This window comes from Xanthomonas sp. F14 (assembly GCF_014199865.1).
This window is the reverse complement of record NZ_JACHOM010000004.1, coordinates 208133-223542: the sequence shown is the minus strand read 5'-3', so window position 1 is coordinate 223542 and position 15410 is coordinate 208133. Positions and strand designations below refer to the sequence as shown.

At 65.4% G+C, this 15410-nt stretch carries 12 protein-coding genes; 8 read left to right on the top strand and 4 right to left on the bottom strand.

Annotated features, from left to right (window positions below; genetic code table 11):
- Positions 1–155: 155 nt before the first annotated feature.
- The 3 genes from GGR73_RS15030 to GGR73_RS15020 all read right to left on the bottom strand — a co-directional run bounded on the left by GGR73_RS15030 (position 156) and on the right by GGR73_RS15020 (position 3375).
- Positions 156–536, bottom strand: coding sequence for a cupin domain-containing protein (locus GGR73_RS15030; protein WP_039517928.1), 381 nt, complete (start codon positions 534–536; stop codon positions 156–158).
- Between the two features lie 125 nt (positions 537–661).
- A complete protein-coding gene (locus tag GGR73_RS15025) occupies positions 662–961 on the bottom strand; it encodes a hypothetical protein (protein ID WP_184457668.1) in 300 nt (99 codons plus the stop codon).
- Between the two features lie 275 nt (positions 962–1236).
- A complete protein-coding gene (locus tag GGR73_RS15020) occupies positions 1237–3375 on the bottom strand; it encodes a TonB-dependent receptor family protein (protein ID WP_181142542.1) in 2139 nt (712 codons plus the stop codon).
- A gap of 157 nt (positions 3376–3532) precedes the next feature.
- Here GGR73_RS15020 and GGR73_RS15015 point away from each other — a divergent pair, with 157 nt between their 5' ends.
- Together GGR73_RS15015 and GGR73_RS15010 are read left to right on the top strand one after the other, a co-directional pair.
- A complete protein-coding gene (locus GGR73_RS15015) occupies positions 3533–4735 on the top strand; it encodes an amino acid aminotransferase (RefSeq protein ID WP_024940473.1) in 1203 nt (400 codons plus the stop codon).
- Positions 4736–5003: 268 nt separating this feature from the next.
- Positions 5004–6020, top strand: coding sequence for a class 1 fructose-bisphosphatase (locus GGR73_RS15010; RefSeq protein ID WP_184457666.1), 1017 nt, complete (start codon positions 5004–5006; stop codon positions 6018–6020).
- Between the two features lie 144 nt (positions 6021–6164).
- On the opposite strand, the gene GGR73_RS15005 is transcribed toward GGR73_RS15010, so the two are convergent.
- Positions 6165–6806, bottom strand: a complete 642-nt coding sequence (locus GGR73_RS15005) for a TetR/AcrR family transcriptional regulator (RefSeq protein ID WP_184457663.1) — start codon at positions 6804–6806, stop codon at positions 6165–6167.
- Positions 6807–6984: 178 nt separating this feature from the next.
- Between GGR73_RS15005 and GGR73_RS15000 the strand changes: the two genes are divergently transcribed.
- The 6 genes from GGR73_RS15000 (at position 6985) to GGR73_RS14975 (ending at position 15221) form a co-directional block, all read left to right on the top strand.
- A complete protein-coding gene (locus tag GGR73_RS15000; protein WP_184457661.1) occupies positions 6985–7899 on the top strand; it encodes an NmrA family NAD(P)-binding protein in 915 nt (304 codons plus the stop codon).
- A gap of 1 nt (position 7900) precedes the next feature.
- Positions 7901–9055 (top strand): epoxide hydrolase, encoded by a 1155-nt coding sequence (locus tag GGR73_RS14995; RefSeq protein WP_184457659.1) that lies wholly within the window; start codon positions 7901–7903, stop codon positions 9053–9055.
- Between the two features lie 195 nt (positions 9056–9250).
- Positions 9251–10879, top strand: a complete 1629-nt coding sequence (locus GGR73_RS14990; RefSeq protein WP_184457657.1) for a TldD/PmbA family protein — start codon at positions 9251–9253, stop codon at positions 10877–10879.
- A gap of 549 nt (positions 10880–11428) precedes the next feature.
- Positions 11429–13063: a TldD/PmbA family protein gene (locus tag GGR73_RS14985; RefSeq protein ID WP_024940479.1), complete on the top strand. Its 1635-nt coding sequence runs from the start codon at positions 11429–11431 to the stop codon at positions 13061–13063.
- Positions 13064–13077: 14 nt separating this feature from the next.
- Positions 13078–14412: a TldD/PmbA family protein gene (locus GGR73_RS14980; RefSeq protein ID WP_184457656.1), complete on the top strand. Its 1335-nt coding sequence runs from the start codon at positions 13078–13080 to the stop codon at positions 14410–14412.
- 101 nt (positions 14413–14513) lie between these two features.
- Positions 14514–15221 carry a DUF4159 domain-containing protein gene (locus tag GGR73_RS14975; RefSeq protein WP_456362985.1) on the top strand — a complete coding sequence of 236 codons (708 nt, stop codon included), beginning with the start codon at positions 14514–14516 and terminating at the stop codon, positions 15219–15221.
- The last annotated feature ends 189 nt before the right edge of the window (positions 15222–15410 follow it).

The window sequence follows — 15410 nt, the reverse complement described above, 5'->3', positions numbered from 1 at the left end:
GTCATGCGCTGTTGCGCTGCGTCATTGCAGCGCAGCCGTGTTTCCCCGCGCCGTGGTGGACGTTGCGCTGCAGCGCATCATTGCGTGCACGCGGCAAGGGCTCCGCAACCAGGCGCCGGATCGGCCGCCGTGCACCAGCACGCATTGCACAACCATCAAATCCAGACGTCGTTGTCTGCGGTGTATGCACCGCCCGCATCGCCGGTATTGACCACACCGCGCGGCTCGACCAGCAGCACGCTGCATTCGTGCTCCGCCGCCGGGCGGTGTTCGACCCCCTTGGGCACCACGTGCATCTGCCCGGCCGACAGCGCCACCACGCCGTCGCGAAACTCGATGGTCATGTTGCCGTCCAGCACGATGAACACCTCGTCCGTGTCCGCATGCTGATGCCACACGAACGCACCCTGCAGCTTGACCAGTTTGAACTGGTAGTCGTTCATTTCCGCGACGACACGCGGGGACCAGTGCTGCGACAGCAGGGCGAGCTTGTCGCTGAAATCGATCGGGGCGTAGCGCGTGTTCAACGGAAACATCCTTGTGCGGGGAGTGCGCTTGCAAGCTTAGTGCATCGCATCACCGGCAGTCACCGCTGCATCAATGCGGCGCATTGCAGCCGCGCGTGGCGAACAGCGCAAGCGGTTTGCCCGGCGCGATGGGTTCATGCGCGCGCGGTGCGGGCGTCTGCCGCGCGCCACGCCCGCACCGCTGCGATGACCTGCGCACCGTGACTGGCGCTGGCATCACGCGCGGCAAAATCATGCGGCCGCCATTGCACCTGTGCGGCCAGCCGTGCGCAGGCGGCATGCCCGTCTGCCAGCACGTCGGCCTGCTCTTTTGCGTTCAACGCCAGCAGAAGCGAGAAGCCGGTGGCCGAGATCGTGCAGTTGATGTCCAGCCAGTAGCGGTTGTCCTCGCGCAGGAGAAACCAGTCTGCGGGGGCGTGATCGATGACGATCATGGTGGGGCCTGGTGTGGTGGTCAGTGGCGTGTCGATGGCAGACCGTGCGTTGGCGGGATGGCTTTGTCGCGCCCGGGGGCGCTCCTACGGGCGGTGCGCGTTGTTGAATGCGCACCGCCTGCGGCCGGATCAGTCGCCGAAATCACGCTGCAGGCCGACCGTTTGTTGGAGCGCATCGCCGTGGCGACGCGCGCATTGGCGGGACGGCTTTGTCGCGCCCGGGGGCGCTTCTACGGGCGGTGCGCGTTGTTGAATGCGCACCGCCTGCGGGTAGCTCAGCCGCCGAAATCCCATTGCAGGCCGACCGTGTAGGTGCGGTCCGGACCGGGTTCGTAATAGCGCCCGTTGCCGTCGTTGACGATCACCGAGCCGATGTAGTGCCGGTCCAGCGCATTGTCGATGCGGGCAAAGGTGCGTAGCCCGCCCAGCGTAGTGGTCCAGCGCCGGGAGGCTTCCAGGTTGACCAGCGCGTAGCCGGGCGCACGCTCGCTGGCAAGGTCGTTGACCACGGTGGCGTCGGAGGCCACCGTTTCGGCGGCGAACTGCCATTGCGCCGGCTGCCACTGCCAGCGCGCGAACAGCTGCTGGCGCGGCACACCCGGCAGGCGCGCGCCGCTGGCCACCGGCGCGGTGGGCGTGGCGCAGCCGCTGCTGGCGCAGGTGAGGTAGCCATCGCGCACGGTGGCATCGACGAAGGTGTAGGCCAGCTGCAGCTGCTGGGTGGTGCCCACCGGTTGATTCCAGCTCAGCTCCGCGCCCTGGCGGCGGGTGGCGCCGATGTTGCGATAGGTGCTGCGGCCATTGGTGTTGCTGGCCACGGCCAGTTCGTCGTCGGTGTCGGCGCGGAACAGCGCCACTTCCACCGCTGCGCCGCTCTGCGCGCGCCACTTGCTGCCGATCTCATAATTGCGGCTGGTCGCCGCGCCCAGATCCAGCGCCAGGCCGGCGCCGCCATCGCTGCGATAACCCAGCTCGTTGAAGGTGGGCGTTTCGAAACCGCGCCCGACCGAGGCGTAGAAACGCAGGTCTTCGGCGGCACGGAACACGATGCCGGCCACCGGCGTGGTTGCCGAATAATCGCGCCGGCCGCTGTCGTCGGGGTTGCGCCCGAGGATGTAGTGATCGTCCGAGTCGAAGCGCACCTGGCTATGCCGCACGCCCAACAAGGCGGACCAGCGCGCGCTCCACTGCCACCACGCCTGCGCAAACTGGTCCACGTTCTCGACCTGGTCGCGCTGGTTGCGGCGCAGCGCGCCCTTGACGCCGAGCGTGTCGCCGACGAAGTTTTCGTAACCGGTGCGGTGCTGACGCTGGCGATCGACGTTCGCGCCCACGGTCAGCTGCAACGGCCGGCCCAGCGCCTCGCCCTGCCAGGCCCAGCGCGCATCGGCGCCTTCGTAATTGCTGTCCAGATCGATCACCCCGCCCGAATGCAGCGGGTTGCGCTGCACCGCCACCGGGATCGCCAGGAACTGCTCCACGCTGCGCTGCCCGCCGTAGGCCATCAGCCGCAGCGTCTGGCTGTCGAACTGCTGGGTGAAGATGGCGCCGGCCTGCGACTGGCGCACCGACTTGCGGGTGTTGAACTGGGTGGCCACCGCCGTGGCCTGCGCCGGGTCGGCATTGAACTGCGCGCGGGTCAGGCCGAGCGGGTCCTGCGCGTCGGGTGCGTCCAGATAGTTGAGCACCAGGTCCAGCCGGCGCCCCTCGGCCAGATCGAAGCCGAGCTTGGCATTGACCGAATCGCGCTTTGCGCGGCTATGGGCGCGGAAGCCGTCGGTTTCGAAATGATTGGCCGCCAGGTTGTAGTGCACCGCGCCCTGCTGGCCGAGCAATTGCGCGCCCGTGTTGACGGTGGCATTGCTGCCATAGGTGGCGCGCAGCCGCCATGGGTCGCCCGGCGCGCCGTCGGCGCTCCACAGCTGCAGCACGCCGCCGGAGGAGTTGCCGTACAGCGCCGAAAACGGCCCGCGCAGCACTTCCACCCGCTCGGCGCCCAGCACGTTGAAGTGCGAGAGCTGGCCCTGGCCATCGGGCATGCTGGCCGGGATGCCGTCGACCAGCAGGCGCACGCCGCGCACGCCGAAGGTGGAGCGCGCGCCGAAGCCGCGGATCGACAGCTGGGTGTCCTGCGCGTAGTTCTGGCGATCGCGCGCCACCAGGCCGGGGATGCCGTCCAGCAGCTCGGACACCTGCGCGCCGCGGCGGTTGTCGGCATCGGCCGCCACCACGGTGAAGGAGGCCGGCAGGTCGAAGTCGTCCACCCCGCGCACGCGTGCGGCGTCCACCTGCACGGTGGGCAATCGCTGGATCGGTGTGGAGGCGGGCGGCGCCGGATCGGCAGCCAGGACGGGCGGCGCGGCGCTCGTGGCGAACAGGCCGCAGGCGGCGGCCAACAAGGTAAGTCTGGGCATGGGCGTAGTGTCCCTCATCCGTACTGTGGCCGCATCGTTGCGTACGGAACGAAGCATGCTACGCCGGCCATGGGCTGCTACGATGAAGTGGTTTGGCCCAGCCGCGGCCGAGCATCCCGGAAGTCCCTCACTCTTTCGTCCTTCAGCGAGTCATGCCGTGTCCTTCTTTGCAAACGTGGAACAGGTTCCAGGCGACCCCATCCTGGGCCTGACCGAGGCCTACAACGCCGACAGCCGCCCCAACAAGGTCAACCTGGGCGTGGGCATCTATTACGACGAGAACGGGCGCATCCCGCTGTTGCGCGCCGTGCACAAGATCGAGCAGCAGCTCGCGCTGGACGCCAAACCGCGCGGCTACCTGCCCATCGACGGCCTGGCCGCCTACGACAAGGCCACCCAGGAGCTGCTGTTCGGCGCCGAGTCGGCGCTGGTGGCCTCCGGCCGCGTGGCGACCTCGCAGACCGTCGGCGGCAGCGGCGCCTTGCGCGTGGGCGCGGACCTGCTCAAGAAGCTGCTGCCCACCTCCACCATCGCCATCAGCAACCCGAGCTGGGAAAACCATCGCGCAGTGTTCGGCGCGGCCGGCTTCGAGGTCGTGGACTACACCTATTTCGATGCCGCCAGCCATGGGCTGAACTTCGACGGCATGCTCGCCGACCTGGCAAAACTCGAACCGGGCACGGTGGTGCTGCTGCACGCCTGCTGCCACAACCCGACCGGCGCGGACCTGAGCAAGGAACAGTGGAAGCAGGTTGCCGGGCTGTTGAAGGAACGCAACCTGTTCCCGTTCGTCGACATCGCCTACCAGGGCTTTGACAAGGGCATCGAGGCCGATGCGTACGCGGTGCGCCTGCTCGCTGCCGAAGGCATCGACAGCTACGTGGTCGCCAGCTCGTACTCCAAGTCGTTCTCGCTGTATGGCGAGCGCGTGGGCGCGCTGTCGGTGGTCTCGGCCACCGCGGCCGAAGCCAAGGCCGTGCAGTCGCAGGTCAAGCGCATCATCCGCACGATCTACTCCAGCCCGTCCACGCACGGCGCCGCCCTGGTGGCCGGTGTGCTGACCAGCCCGGAGCTGCGCGATCTGTGGGAGCAGGAGCTGACCGAGATGCGCGAGCGCATCCACGCCCTGCGCGCGGGCCTGGTGGCCAAGCTGGACACATTGGGCGCGCCGGAGTTTGCGTTCATCCAGCGCCAGGCCGGCATGTTCTCGTACTCGGGCCTGACCAGGACCCAGGTGGACCGCCTGCGCGAGGAGTTCGCGATCTACGCCGTCGGCACCGGCCGTATCTGCGTGGCCGCGCTGAGCCAGCGCAACCTGGACTACGTGGCACAGGCCGTGGCCACCGTCAGCCGCATGTAAGCGAGCGCATCGCGATCGGCCACCGCGGCCGACGCCGGCAAACCGGGAGCGCGCCAGCCTCCCGGTTTTTTTTGTGGGTGATTCACCGCCTCTGCGCATGTGCAGAGCTGCGCCAAGACCGCGTGGTACATGTCGGCAACCCTAGTCTTGGGCACCACATTCGCGCATGTTCGATCAGGTTTGCTGCAAAACGCGCATCCAGTGATCGAAATCTAACGGCGCAATGGCGACAATGGCGGACCACTTCCTACACAGGCTGCCCGCTCCCATGTCGCGTCCCTCGCTGACCCGCTTCCTGATCGAAGAGCAACACGCCGGCCGTATCGACCCGGAATTGCGCCAGCTGATCACCATCGTCTCGCGCGCCTGCAAGCGCATTTCCATCGCCGTGAGCAAGGGCGCCCTGGGTGGCGTGCTTGGCGATGCCGGCACCGGCAACGTGCAGGGCGAGGCGCAGAAGAAGCTCGACGTGCTCAGCAACGACATCCTGCTCGAAGCCAATGCCTGGGGCGGCCACCTGGCTGCGTGCGCGTCGGAAGAAATGGATCACAGCCAGCCGGTGCCCGACCAGTACCCCAGCGGCGATTTCCTGCTGCTGTTCGATCCGCTGGATGGCAGCTCCAACATCGACGTCAACGTCTCGGTGGGCACCATCTTCTCGGTGCTGCGCGCGCCCAAGGGCACCGAGAAGCCCGGCGACGAGCACTTCCTGCAGCCGGGCACCCAGCAGGTTGCCGCCGGTTACTGCATCTACGGCCCCAGCACGATGCTGGTGCTCACGCTCGGCCACGGGACCCATGCCTTCACCCTGGAGCGCGAGGAAGGCAGCTTCCTGCTGACCCAAGCCAACATGCGCGTGCCCGAAGACACCGCCGAATACGCCATCAACATGTCCAACCAGCGCCACTGGGAACCGGCCATGCAGTCCTATGTCAGCGACCTGCTGGCCGGCAAGGACGGCACCCGCGGCAAGGATTTCAACATGCGCTGGATCGCCAGCATGGTCGCCGACGTGCACCGCATCCTCACCCGCGGCGGCATCTTCATCTACCCCTGGGACAAGAAGGACGCGTCCAAGCCGGGCAAGCTGCGCCTGATGTACGAAGCCAACCCGATGAGCATGCTGGTGGAACAGGCCGGCGGCGCAGCCACCACCGGGCGCGAGCGCATCCTGGACCTCCAGCCGACGCAGCTGCATCAGCGTGTGCCGGTGTTCTTGGGGTCGAAGAACGAAGTGAATGAGGCCACGCGCTATCACGTTGCGTTTGATAACGCACAAGGCTGATATTTCAGGTCTTTTTAGCGGCCCTACGGGCGCGGCATCCGAGACCTGATTCCGGATGCCGGTTCCATGGAGCCCCATCGCCATGCGTGGGGACTGTCGCGTCGTTCCGCTGCGTTGTTCAAGGATTCCTGCAACTCAGGGGCGTCACTGCGCACTTCCGGTCTGCAGCTGGCCAGCATCCTTGAGAAGTGCAAGCGCCCACTCCACACGCGCCGATGCGGTGGCGATCAGATCGTCCGGGTGTTCGCCCAGCAGCGCGCGCAGTTGATGCGGCGCGAACACCAGGTCGACGAAGTGGCTTGCCAACGCAGACGGATTGGCCGGTTGATCTGGGCCGTCCAGGATCGTCATCTGCACGCGTCGTAGCCCGCCCTCCCAGCCGATGCGGTTGACTTCAGCGGCAAGCGCCGGCGCGCGGATGGAGGTGCCGACGACCAGGCGCATCATGGCCACCGTCTGGGGCTGTAATGCGTGCGCAAGTATCCCTTGTCCTGCGTGTCTCAGGCGCCCCTCCAGATCCATGGGGACGCTGGCTGCGGCAGGCTGCGGCTGGGTGTCGACATCGCGACGGACCACCGCCTCGAAGATGGCGTCTTTGTTGGCGTAGCGCGCGTAAAGGCTTGCCTTGCCCGCGCCTGCCAGCCGCGCGATGTCCTCGCACGACGTGTGCTCGAACCCGCGTTCCAGGAAGAGTTGCAGTGCCGCATCGAGTAAGCGCCGTTCGACATCGCCCGCCTTATCGAGTGGCGGCCGTCCGCCTTTTGATTTTTGCTTGACCGCTTTCATGCACGAAAACTTACACGCCGCTTGCATTGCCATCAACTGAACGTTATCGTTCAGTTATTCGCTGCGTGGTCTGCCAAGCCGGCGAATGGCCTGGGTGCTGCGTGACAGACAGCCTGCATCTTCTGTTGCAGTTCCCGTTGCCGTCGTTGGCGCAAAAGACCCAAGCGAGAGGCAAGTCATGACGTCAGATGTGAGATCCCCAATCGTTGTTGCAGGCGCCACCGGCGACCTGGGTTGCCGCATCGCCTTTGCCCTGCAGGACCAGGGCGCCGCGGTGGTTGCGCTTGTTCGGCAAGGCGCAGGCAAGGACCGTATTGCGGCCCTGCAACGCAGGAACATCACGATCCGCTACGTCGAGATGGAAGACGCCAACTCGTTGCGTGAAGCGGTCGGGAATGCGGCATGCGTCGTTTCCGCGCTCAACGGCCTGGAAGACGTCATGCTGGGTCAACAGGGAAAGCTGTTGCATGCAGCGGTCAGCGCCGGCGTGCCTCGCTTCATCCCGTCTGATTTCTCGCTGGACTATACGAAGACACGGCCGGGCGACAATCGAAACCTGGATTTGCGGCGCCGATTCAGAGACCAACTCGATGCCGCGCCGATCGCGGCCACGTCGGTTCTGTGCGGCGGTTTTCTGGAGCTTCTCGAGGGCAGTGCGCGCCTCGTGTTCCCAGGCCGTCGTGTGATGCATTTTGGCGACGCCAACCAGCAGCTCGATTTCACCGCCAAAGACGACGTTGCCAGCTACACGGCGGCGGCCGCACTGGATTCCACGGCCCCACGGGACCTGCGCATTGCCGGCAACAGCATTTCGCCCAACGACATCGCGCAACTGCTCACCCAACTCACCGGGCAGCGCTATCGCACGCTCAGGCCAGGTGGGCTCGGGACGATGTCGGCAATCATCAGTGCGGTGCGTGCACTCACGCCCGCAAGCGATGACCCCTTCCCTCCCTGGCAGGGCATGCAATATCTGCGCGACATGATGAGCGGGCGCGGCAAACTGGTCCCACTGGATAACGATCGCTACGGTGCGCGCGCCTGGCAAACAGCCCGCCAGACACTGGCCAATACCTATGTACGGGAGTCTTGAGATGCGCGATGGCATTGCAGCGTTCCACATCCAGGTTGCACAGGCGGAGCTGGATGACCTCGCACACCGGCTCAGGCAAACGCGGTGGCCAAGTAGGGAAACCGTGGAGGACCACAGCCAAGGCCCGCAGAGCGAGCGCATCCGGCGCCTGGTGGACCGCTGGCAGTCTGGCTACGACTGGCGTGCGACCGAGCGGTTATTGAACGGCTGGAACAGCAGTCGCACCACGATCGATGGACTGGAGATCCAGTTCCTGCATGTCCGCTCGCCGGAGCCAGACGCGCTTCCGTTGCTGCTGACGCACGGGTGGCCCGGATCGGTGCTCGAATTCCGCGAGGTGATCGGCCCCTTGAGTGACCCGGTGGCCCATGGCGGGCAGGCGTCGGACGCGTTTCATCTCATCATCCCATCCTTGCCTGGCTTTGGTTTCTCTGCAAAGCCAACCGCCCGTGGCTGGGGCGTCGGGCGCACGGCTGCCGCATGGGTCGAACTGATGCGCCGTCTGGGTTATGGCGAGCGTTGGGCCGCACAGGGCGGCGATTGGGGCAGTGCGATCACCACCGCGCTTGGATTCATGCAGCCACCCGGCTTGCGGGGTCTCCATCTGAACATGGTGATGTTCGAACCCAGCACCCAGGAAATCGCCGAAGCCACACCGGCCGAGCAGAAGATGCTGGAAGACGCCCAGCGCTACTACGCGGAATTTTCCGGCTACATGAAGCTGCAAAGCACACGGCCGCAGTCGGTGGGCTTCAGTTTGGCTGACTCCCCGGTGGGCCTGGCTGCATGGATCTATGCACTCTTTCAGGACGTCTCACAAAGCGACGGCGAGCCGGAGAACGTGTTCGCCCTGGACCACCTCATCGATGACATCATGCTGTACTGGCTCCCGAACGCAGGGCCCAGCTCTGCACGCCTGTATTGGGAAGCCGCGCATGAGGCGATGGCGGAGATGCCTTCGCATCCAATGCCCACGCCCACCGGCATCAGCATGTTTCCCGGCGAGCAGGTGCGCGTTTCCCGGCGCTGGGCAGAGCGACGCTTTGCCGACCTCCGCTTTTTCGGCGAAGCGGAGCGGGGCGGACATTTTGCGGCAATGGAGAATCCGCCGGTGTTTGTCGATCATCTGCGAACGACCTTTCGGTCTCTGCGGTGACGGCGGCCGCGCCTGGCATGCCCGCATTGCCTTCGCGCCACGGCCCTGCCGACGATGCCGATGTCTCCGCTTTGCAGTTGGAGCTGCCTGACGCCAGGCCGGCACTGCCCCCTTGACCGCCGTCGCCTGCACGGGCCAGTCTCGGGGGCTGGCGCGGCGGGGAGTCGTGCCGCTGGCCTTCAACGGAGAACCGCCGTGGACCGTCGTACCTTCCTCACCCTGTCCGGCATCGGTGCTGCCGGGCTGCTGCTGCCGAACACGCGCCTGATCGCGGCCGAGCAGTTGCTTACGCCCAACGATGCCGCGCGCAGCCGTCGCTTGTCCGATACCGCGCTCAGCACCGCCAAGGCCGCTGGTGCCAGTTACTGCGATGTGCGCGTGGGCCGTTATCTGCGCCAGTTCGTGATCACCCGCGAGGCGCAGGTGGAGAACGTGGTCAATGCCGAATCCAGCGGCGTGGGCGTGCGCGTGCTGGCCGATGGCGCGTGGGGGTTTGCGGCCACCAACACGCTCACCAGCGATGGCGTGGCCACCGCCACGCGCCAGGCGGTGGCGATCGCCAAGGCCAACGCGCGGCTGGGCGGCTCGCCGGTGCAGCTGGCGCCGGTGACGCCGGCCGGACAGGTCAGCTGGAAGACGCCGATCAGGAAGAACGCAATGGAGGTGCCGCTGCAGGACAAGGTGGCGCTGCTGATGGACGTCAACGCGGCCGCACTCAATGCCGGCGCCACGTTCGTGGCCTCGCGCCTGTTTGCGATCAACGAGCAGAAGTACTTCGCCAGCAGCGATGGCTCCTACATCGATCAGGATGTGCACCGGTTGTGGCTACCGTTCACCGTCACCGCGGTGGACAAGGCCAGCGGCAAGTTCCGCACCCGCGACGGGCTGTCTTCGCCAATGGGCATGGGCTACGAATACCTGGACGGCGATGCCAGCCAGAAGCATCGGTTGCCTGGCGGACTCATCGGCTACGGCCACAGTTACGACGCGCGCGAGGATGCGACCGCCGCCGCCAAGCAGGCACGCGCCAAACTCACCGCACCGTCGGTGAAGGCCGGCAAATACGATCTGGTGATCGACCCGAGCAACCTGTTCCTCACCATCCACGAGTCGGTGGGCCACCCGCTCGAGCTCGATCGCGTGCTCGGTTACGAGGCCAATTACGCCGGCACCAGTTTCGCCACGCTGGACAAGCGCGATGCCGGTTTCCGCTGGGGCAGCGATGCGGTGACCTTCGTCGCCGACCGCACCCAGCCCGGCAGCCTGGGCGCAGTGGGGTACGACGATGAAGGCGTCAAGGGCAAGCAGTGGGAGCTGGTGAAGGACGGCATCCTGGTCGATTACCAATGCACGCGCGATCAGGCGCATCTGCTCGGCAAGACCGCGTCCGATGGCTGCAGCTATGCCGACTCGTGGTCCAGCGTGCAGTTCCAGCGCATGCCCAACGTCTCGCTGGCGGCAGGCAAGACGCCGCTGGCTGTTGCCGACATGATCAAGAACGTCGAGCGTGGGCTGTACATCCACGGGCGCGGCTCGTATTCGATCGATCAGCAGCGCTACAACGCGCAGTTCGGCGGGCAATTGTTCTACGAAATCGAGAACGGCCAGGTCACACGCCTGGTGGAAGATGGCGCCTACCAGATCCGCACGCCGGAATTCTGGAATGCCTGCAGCGCGGTCTGCGATCAACGCGATTTCCGCCTGGGCGGCTCGTTCTTCGATGGCAAGGGCCAACCCAGCCAGGTATCAGCGGTCTCGCACGGGTCGTCCACGGCGCGCTTCGATGGGATCAACGTGATCAACACCGCGCGCGCCTTGGGTTGAGAGAACCTGGTCGGTAGAGGGCGTGGTGCCCTCACCAAACAGTTGATTGGTTGCCTTGTTTAAAACCATGCACCCCGACCATCGTGACTGGTCCTTGCCCGCCCACCCTCGCGGGACCTTACGCGGCATGGATGCCGCGTAAGCGCCTACACGGACGTACTTGCGGCGTGTCCTGCGATGGTGGGCGGGCAAGGACCATGCAACCAAGCCGCAGATCAAACGCTTTTCAGCCAGACCCCCATGAAGCAAACACCGCCGCCGGCGACCTGCGGATCGCACATGCACGATCGCAGACAAACCACGCATGCCCGACATCCAGAGCTCTTAACGCACAGCCACATCCATCGCAGCCGGTCAGCAGCGCTCGCCACACGCGCAGGCCTGCTGCGCTACTCGCTTCATGCAGGTATAGCGTTTGCGCAACGACCCCTGCCGAAAGTCATTTGACGCAGCGTTCATCGCCCGGCAAGAATCGGCGATACCGCGCAGATAGCGATCTGTGCGTCACCACACTACCTGCGCGCCGCGCGGGATCATTGGGGAGTTGCCGTGCAGCGACGTGATTTCCTGGCCCTGACCGGGCTGACCATGGGCGGCCTGATCGTGCCCGCCTACTTCGGCAAGGCGATCGCCGCCGAGCAGTTGGTGACGCAGCTGGATGTGGGCCGCAAGAAGCGCCTGGCCGATGCCGGCCTCAACGCCGCGCGCCAGGCCGGTGCGAGCTATTGCGATGTGCGCATCGGCCGTTATCTGCGCCAGTTCGTCATCACCCGCGAGGACAAGGTGCAGAACGTGGTCAACACCGAATCCATCGGTGCGGGCGTGCGCGTCCTGGTGGCGGGCGCCTGGGGATTTGCCGCCACCAACGAGCTCACCGAACAGGGCGTGGCCAAGGCCGCCTCGCAGGCTGCCGCGATCGCCAAGGCCAATGCCAAGGTGCAGGGCACGCCGGTGCAGCTGGCGCCCACGCCGGGCGTGGGCGAGGTCAGCTGGAAGACGCCGATCAAGAAAAACGCGATGGAAGTGCCGATCAAGGACAAGGTGGACCTGCTGCTGGGCGTCAACGCTGCCGCCACCGCTGCCGGCGCCAACTTCGTCAATTCGATGCTGTTCGTGGTCAACGAGCAGAAGTACTTTGCCAGCACCGACGGCTCGTATATCGACCAGGACGTGCACCGCATCTGGGCGCCGCTGAGCGTGACCGCCATCGACAAGGCCAGCGGCAAGTTCCGCACCCGCGACGGCTTGTCCGCGCCGATGGGCCTGGGCTACGAATATCTGGATGGCGCCGCCTCGGGCAAGTTCGTCTCGCCCAATGGCGTGGTGAATTACGGCCTGTCCTACGACATGAAGGAGGACGCGATTGCCGCGGCCAAACAGGCGCAGGAAAAGCTCAAGGCGCCGTCGGTGAAGCCGGGCAAGTACGATCTGGTGCTGGACCCCTCGCACACCTGGCTCACCATCCACGAGTCGGTCGGCCACCCGCTGGAGCTGGATCGCGTGCTCGGCTACGAGGCCAATTTCGCCGGCACCAGTTTCGCCACGCTGGACAAGCTCAAGGCCGGTTTCCAGTACGGCAGCGACAAGGTGCACATCCTGGCCGACAAGACCCAGCCCGGCAGCCTGGGCGCGGTGGGCTACGACGATGAAGGCGTCAAGACCAAGCAGTGGGACCTGATCCGCGATGGCAAGCTGGTGGACTACCAGGCCATCCGCGACCAGGCGCATATCCTCGGCAAGACCGCCTCCGATGGGTGCTGCTACGCCGACTCGTGGTCGAGCGTGCAGTTCCAGCGCATGGCCAATGTGTCGCTGGCCGCCGGCAAGACACCGTTGAGCGTGAGCGATCTGATCAAGAACGTGGAAAACGGCATCTACATCATCGGCGACGGCTCGTTCTCCATCGACCAGCAGCGCTACAACGCGCAGTTCGGCGGCCAGCTGTTCTACGAGATCAAGAACGGCGCGATCACCCGCATGCTCGAGGACGTGGCCTACCAGATCCGCACGCCGGAATTCTGGAACGCCTGCAGCGCGGTGGCCGATCAACGCGACTACCGCCTGGGCGGCTCGTTCTTCGACGGCAAGGGCCAGCCGAGCCAGTCCTCGGCGGTCTCGCATGGCTCGTCCACCGCCCGTTTCGACGGCATCAACGTCATCAACACCGCCCGCTCGCTCGGCTGACAGGAGAAACCCACATGAGCATCCTTACCGAAGCGCAGGCCAAGGCCATCCTGGACAAGGTCATCAAGCTGTCCAGGGCCGACGAGTGCACCGCCACGCTCAGCGGCTCGATCGACGGCAATATCCGTTTCGCACTCAACAACGTGTCCACCAGCGGCATCGTCGACAACACCGACCTGCAGGTGCAGGTGGCGTTCGGCAAGCGCGTGGGCATCGCCACCATCAACGAGTTCGACGACGCCGCGCTGGAGCGCGTGGTGCGGCGTGCCGAAGACCTGGCGCGGCTGGCGCCTGAAAATCCGGAGTTCATGCCGGCGGTGGACAAGCAGACCTACAGGCCCAGCCCCACCTTCAGCGAATCCACTGCCGCCATCGACCCGGCATTCCGCGCGCAGGTGGCCGCCGATTCGATCGCCCCGTGCAAGGGCAAGGGATTGATCGCGGCCGGCTTCCTGGAAGATGGCCAGAGCTTTACCGCGTTCGCCAACAGCAAGGGCAACTTCGGCTACCAGCGTGGCGCGCGTTTCGACTACACCTGCACCGTGCGTACCGAAGACGGTCGCGGCTCGGGTTGGGTGGGCCGCAACCTCAAGGATGCCGCCGACTTCAAGGCCGAGCAGGACATCCGCATCGCCATGCGCAAGGCCAGCGACTCGTCCGAAGCCAAGGCGCTGGAACCGGGCAAGTACACGGTGATCCTGGAGCCGGCAGCGGCGGCAGGCCTGATTTCTTTCATGATGCGCTACTTCGATGCGCGCATGGCCGACGAGGGCCGCAGCTTCCTGTCCAAGAAGGGCGGCGGCAACAAGCTGGGCGAGCAGGTCTACGATCCGCGCGTGAACATCACCGCCGACCCGTGGGATGCACGTGCCGCCGTGCTGCCGTGGGACGAGGAAGGCCTGCCGCGCGAGAAGATGCCGATCGTGGAGAACGGCAAGATCGCCAACCTGCAGTATTCGCGGTTCTGGGCGCAGAAGAACGGCAAGCGCGCGGTCGGCGAGCCGGGCAACCTGCTGATGGCCGGTGGCGACAAGAACATTGCCGAGCTGGTGCGCGGCACCGAGAAGGGCATCCTGGTCACGCGCACCTGGTACATCCGCATGGTCGACCCGCAGACCGTGCTGCTGACCGGGCTGACCCGCGACGGCACCTTCTACATCGAGAACGGGCAGATCAAGTACCCGGTGAAGAATTTCCGCTTCAACGAATCGCCGATCATCATGCTCAACAACATCGACGAGCTGGGCAGGCCGGTACGCGTGGCCGGCGATGAATCCAGCTACGTGATGATGATCCCGCCGATGCGGCTGCGCGACTTTACGTTTACCTCGTTGTCGGATGCGGTGTGAGGAGGAGCCGGGAATCGGGATTGGGGAATCGGGAATGGGAGAGCAAGAGCCGCTCTTCCCAACCGGATTGTTTACCAGCGCTTCCGGTTCCCTGTTTCTTCATGGCCCCGACATCGCGCCGTCATTTCCTTGGGTTGCTGCTCGGTAGCGTCGCTGCGTTGGCGTTGCCGCAGCGCGCGCGGGCGGCGGGCAATTACGATTTCTGGTTTACCCGGCTGCGGTATGACTCGGGCGATTGGGATGTGGATGCGCGCATGCCGTCCAACCTGATCACCTCGCTGATCGACTACACCCAGCTGCGCGTGGACCCGCAGGAACATGTGCTGGACCTGGCCGATCTGCGCATGCTGCAGGCGCCGTTCTGCTATCTGTCCGGTCACAAGCTGGTGGAGTTCAATCCCGCCGAGCGGCGCAACTTCGAGCGCTATGTGCGCAATGGCGGCTTCGTGTTCGTGGACGATTGCAACCACGATATCGACGGGCTGTTCGCCACCTCGTTCGAAGCGCAGATGACCTCCATCTTCGGCAAGACCGCGCTGCAGAAATTGCCCAAGAACCACCGCCTTTACAGCGCATTCTTCAATTTCCCCGACGGCCCGCCGGCCACCAGTTTCGAGCTCAATGGCTGGGGCGACGACCTGGTGCACGATTATCTCAGGGGCATCAGCATCGACGGCCGGCTCGGCGTGTTGTACAGCAACAAGGATTACGGCTGCGAATGGGACTACGACTGGCGCAACAAACGCTTCCTGGCCGAAGACAACACCAAGTTCGCAGTGAACATCGTGATGTATGCATTGACCAACTGAAACCACCCTGTGGGGCGCGCTGGCGCGCGATGCCGTACCGGTAACGCAGCATCGCGCGCCAGCGCGCTCCTGCACACATCGCGTGAGATGTTTTGCAGGCACGGGCACGGCATCCACCGCCAACCACCGCCATCGCACCCGCGAGTCCCGCACGCCTTTGTAGGAGCGCGCTTGCGCGCGATGCCTTAG

Coding starts and splice junctions, on each gene's coding strand:
- GGR73_RS15030 (WP_039517928.1), bottom strand. CDS start 536: ATGTTTCCGTTGAACACGCGCTACGCCCCGATCGATTTCAGCGACAAG.
- GGR73_RS15025 (WP_184457668.1), bottom strand. CDS start 961: ATGATCGTCATCGATCACGCCCCCGCAGACTGGTTTCTCCTGCGCGAG.
- GGR73_RS15020 (WP_181142542.1), bottom strand. CDS start 3,375: ATGCCCAGACTTACCTTGTTGGCCGCCGCCTGCGGCCTGTTCGCCACG.
- GGR73_RS15010 (WP_184457666.1), top strand. CDS start 5,004: ATGTCGCGTCCCTCGCTGACCCGCTTCCTGATCGAAGAGCAACACGCC.
- GGR73_RS15005 (WP_184457663.1), bottom strand. CDS start 6,806: ATGAAAGCGGTCAAGCAAAAATCAAAAGGCGGACGGCCGCCACTCGAT.
- GGR73_RS15000 (WP_184457661.1), top strand. CDS start 6,985: ATGACGTCAGATGTGAGATCCCCAATCGTTGTTGCAGGCGCCACCGGC.
- GGR73_RS14995 (WP_184457659.1), top strand. CDS start 7,901: ATGCGCGATGGCATTGCAGCGTTCCACATCCAGGTTGCACAGGCGGAG.
- GGR73_RS14980 (WP_184457656.1), top strand. CDS start 13,078: ATGAGCATCCTTACCGAAGCGCAGGCCAAGGCCATCCTGGACAAGGTC.
- GGR73_RS14975 (WP_456362985.1), top strand. CDS start 14,514: ATGGCCCCGACATCGCGCCGTCATTTCCTTGGGTTGCTGCTCGGTAGC.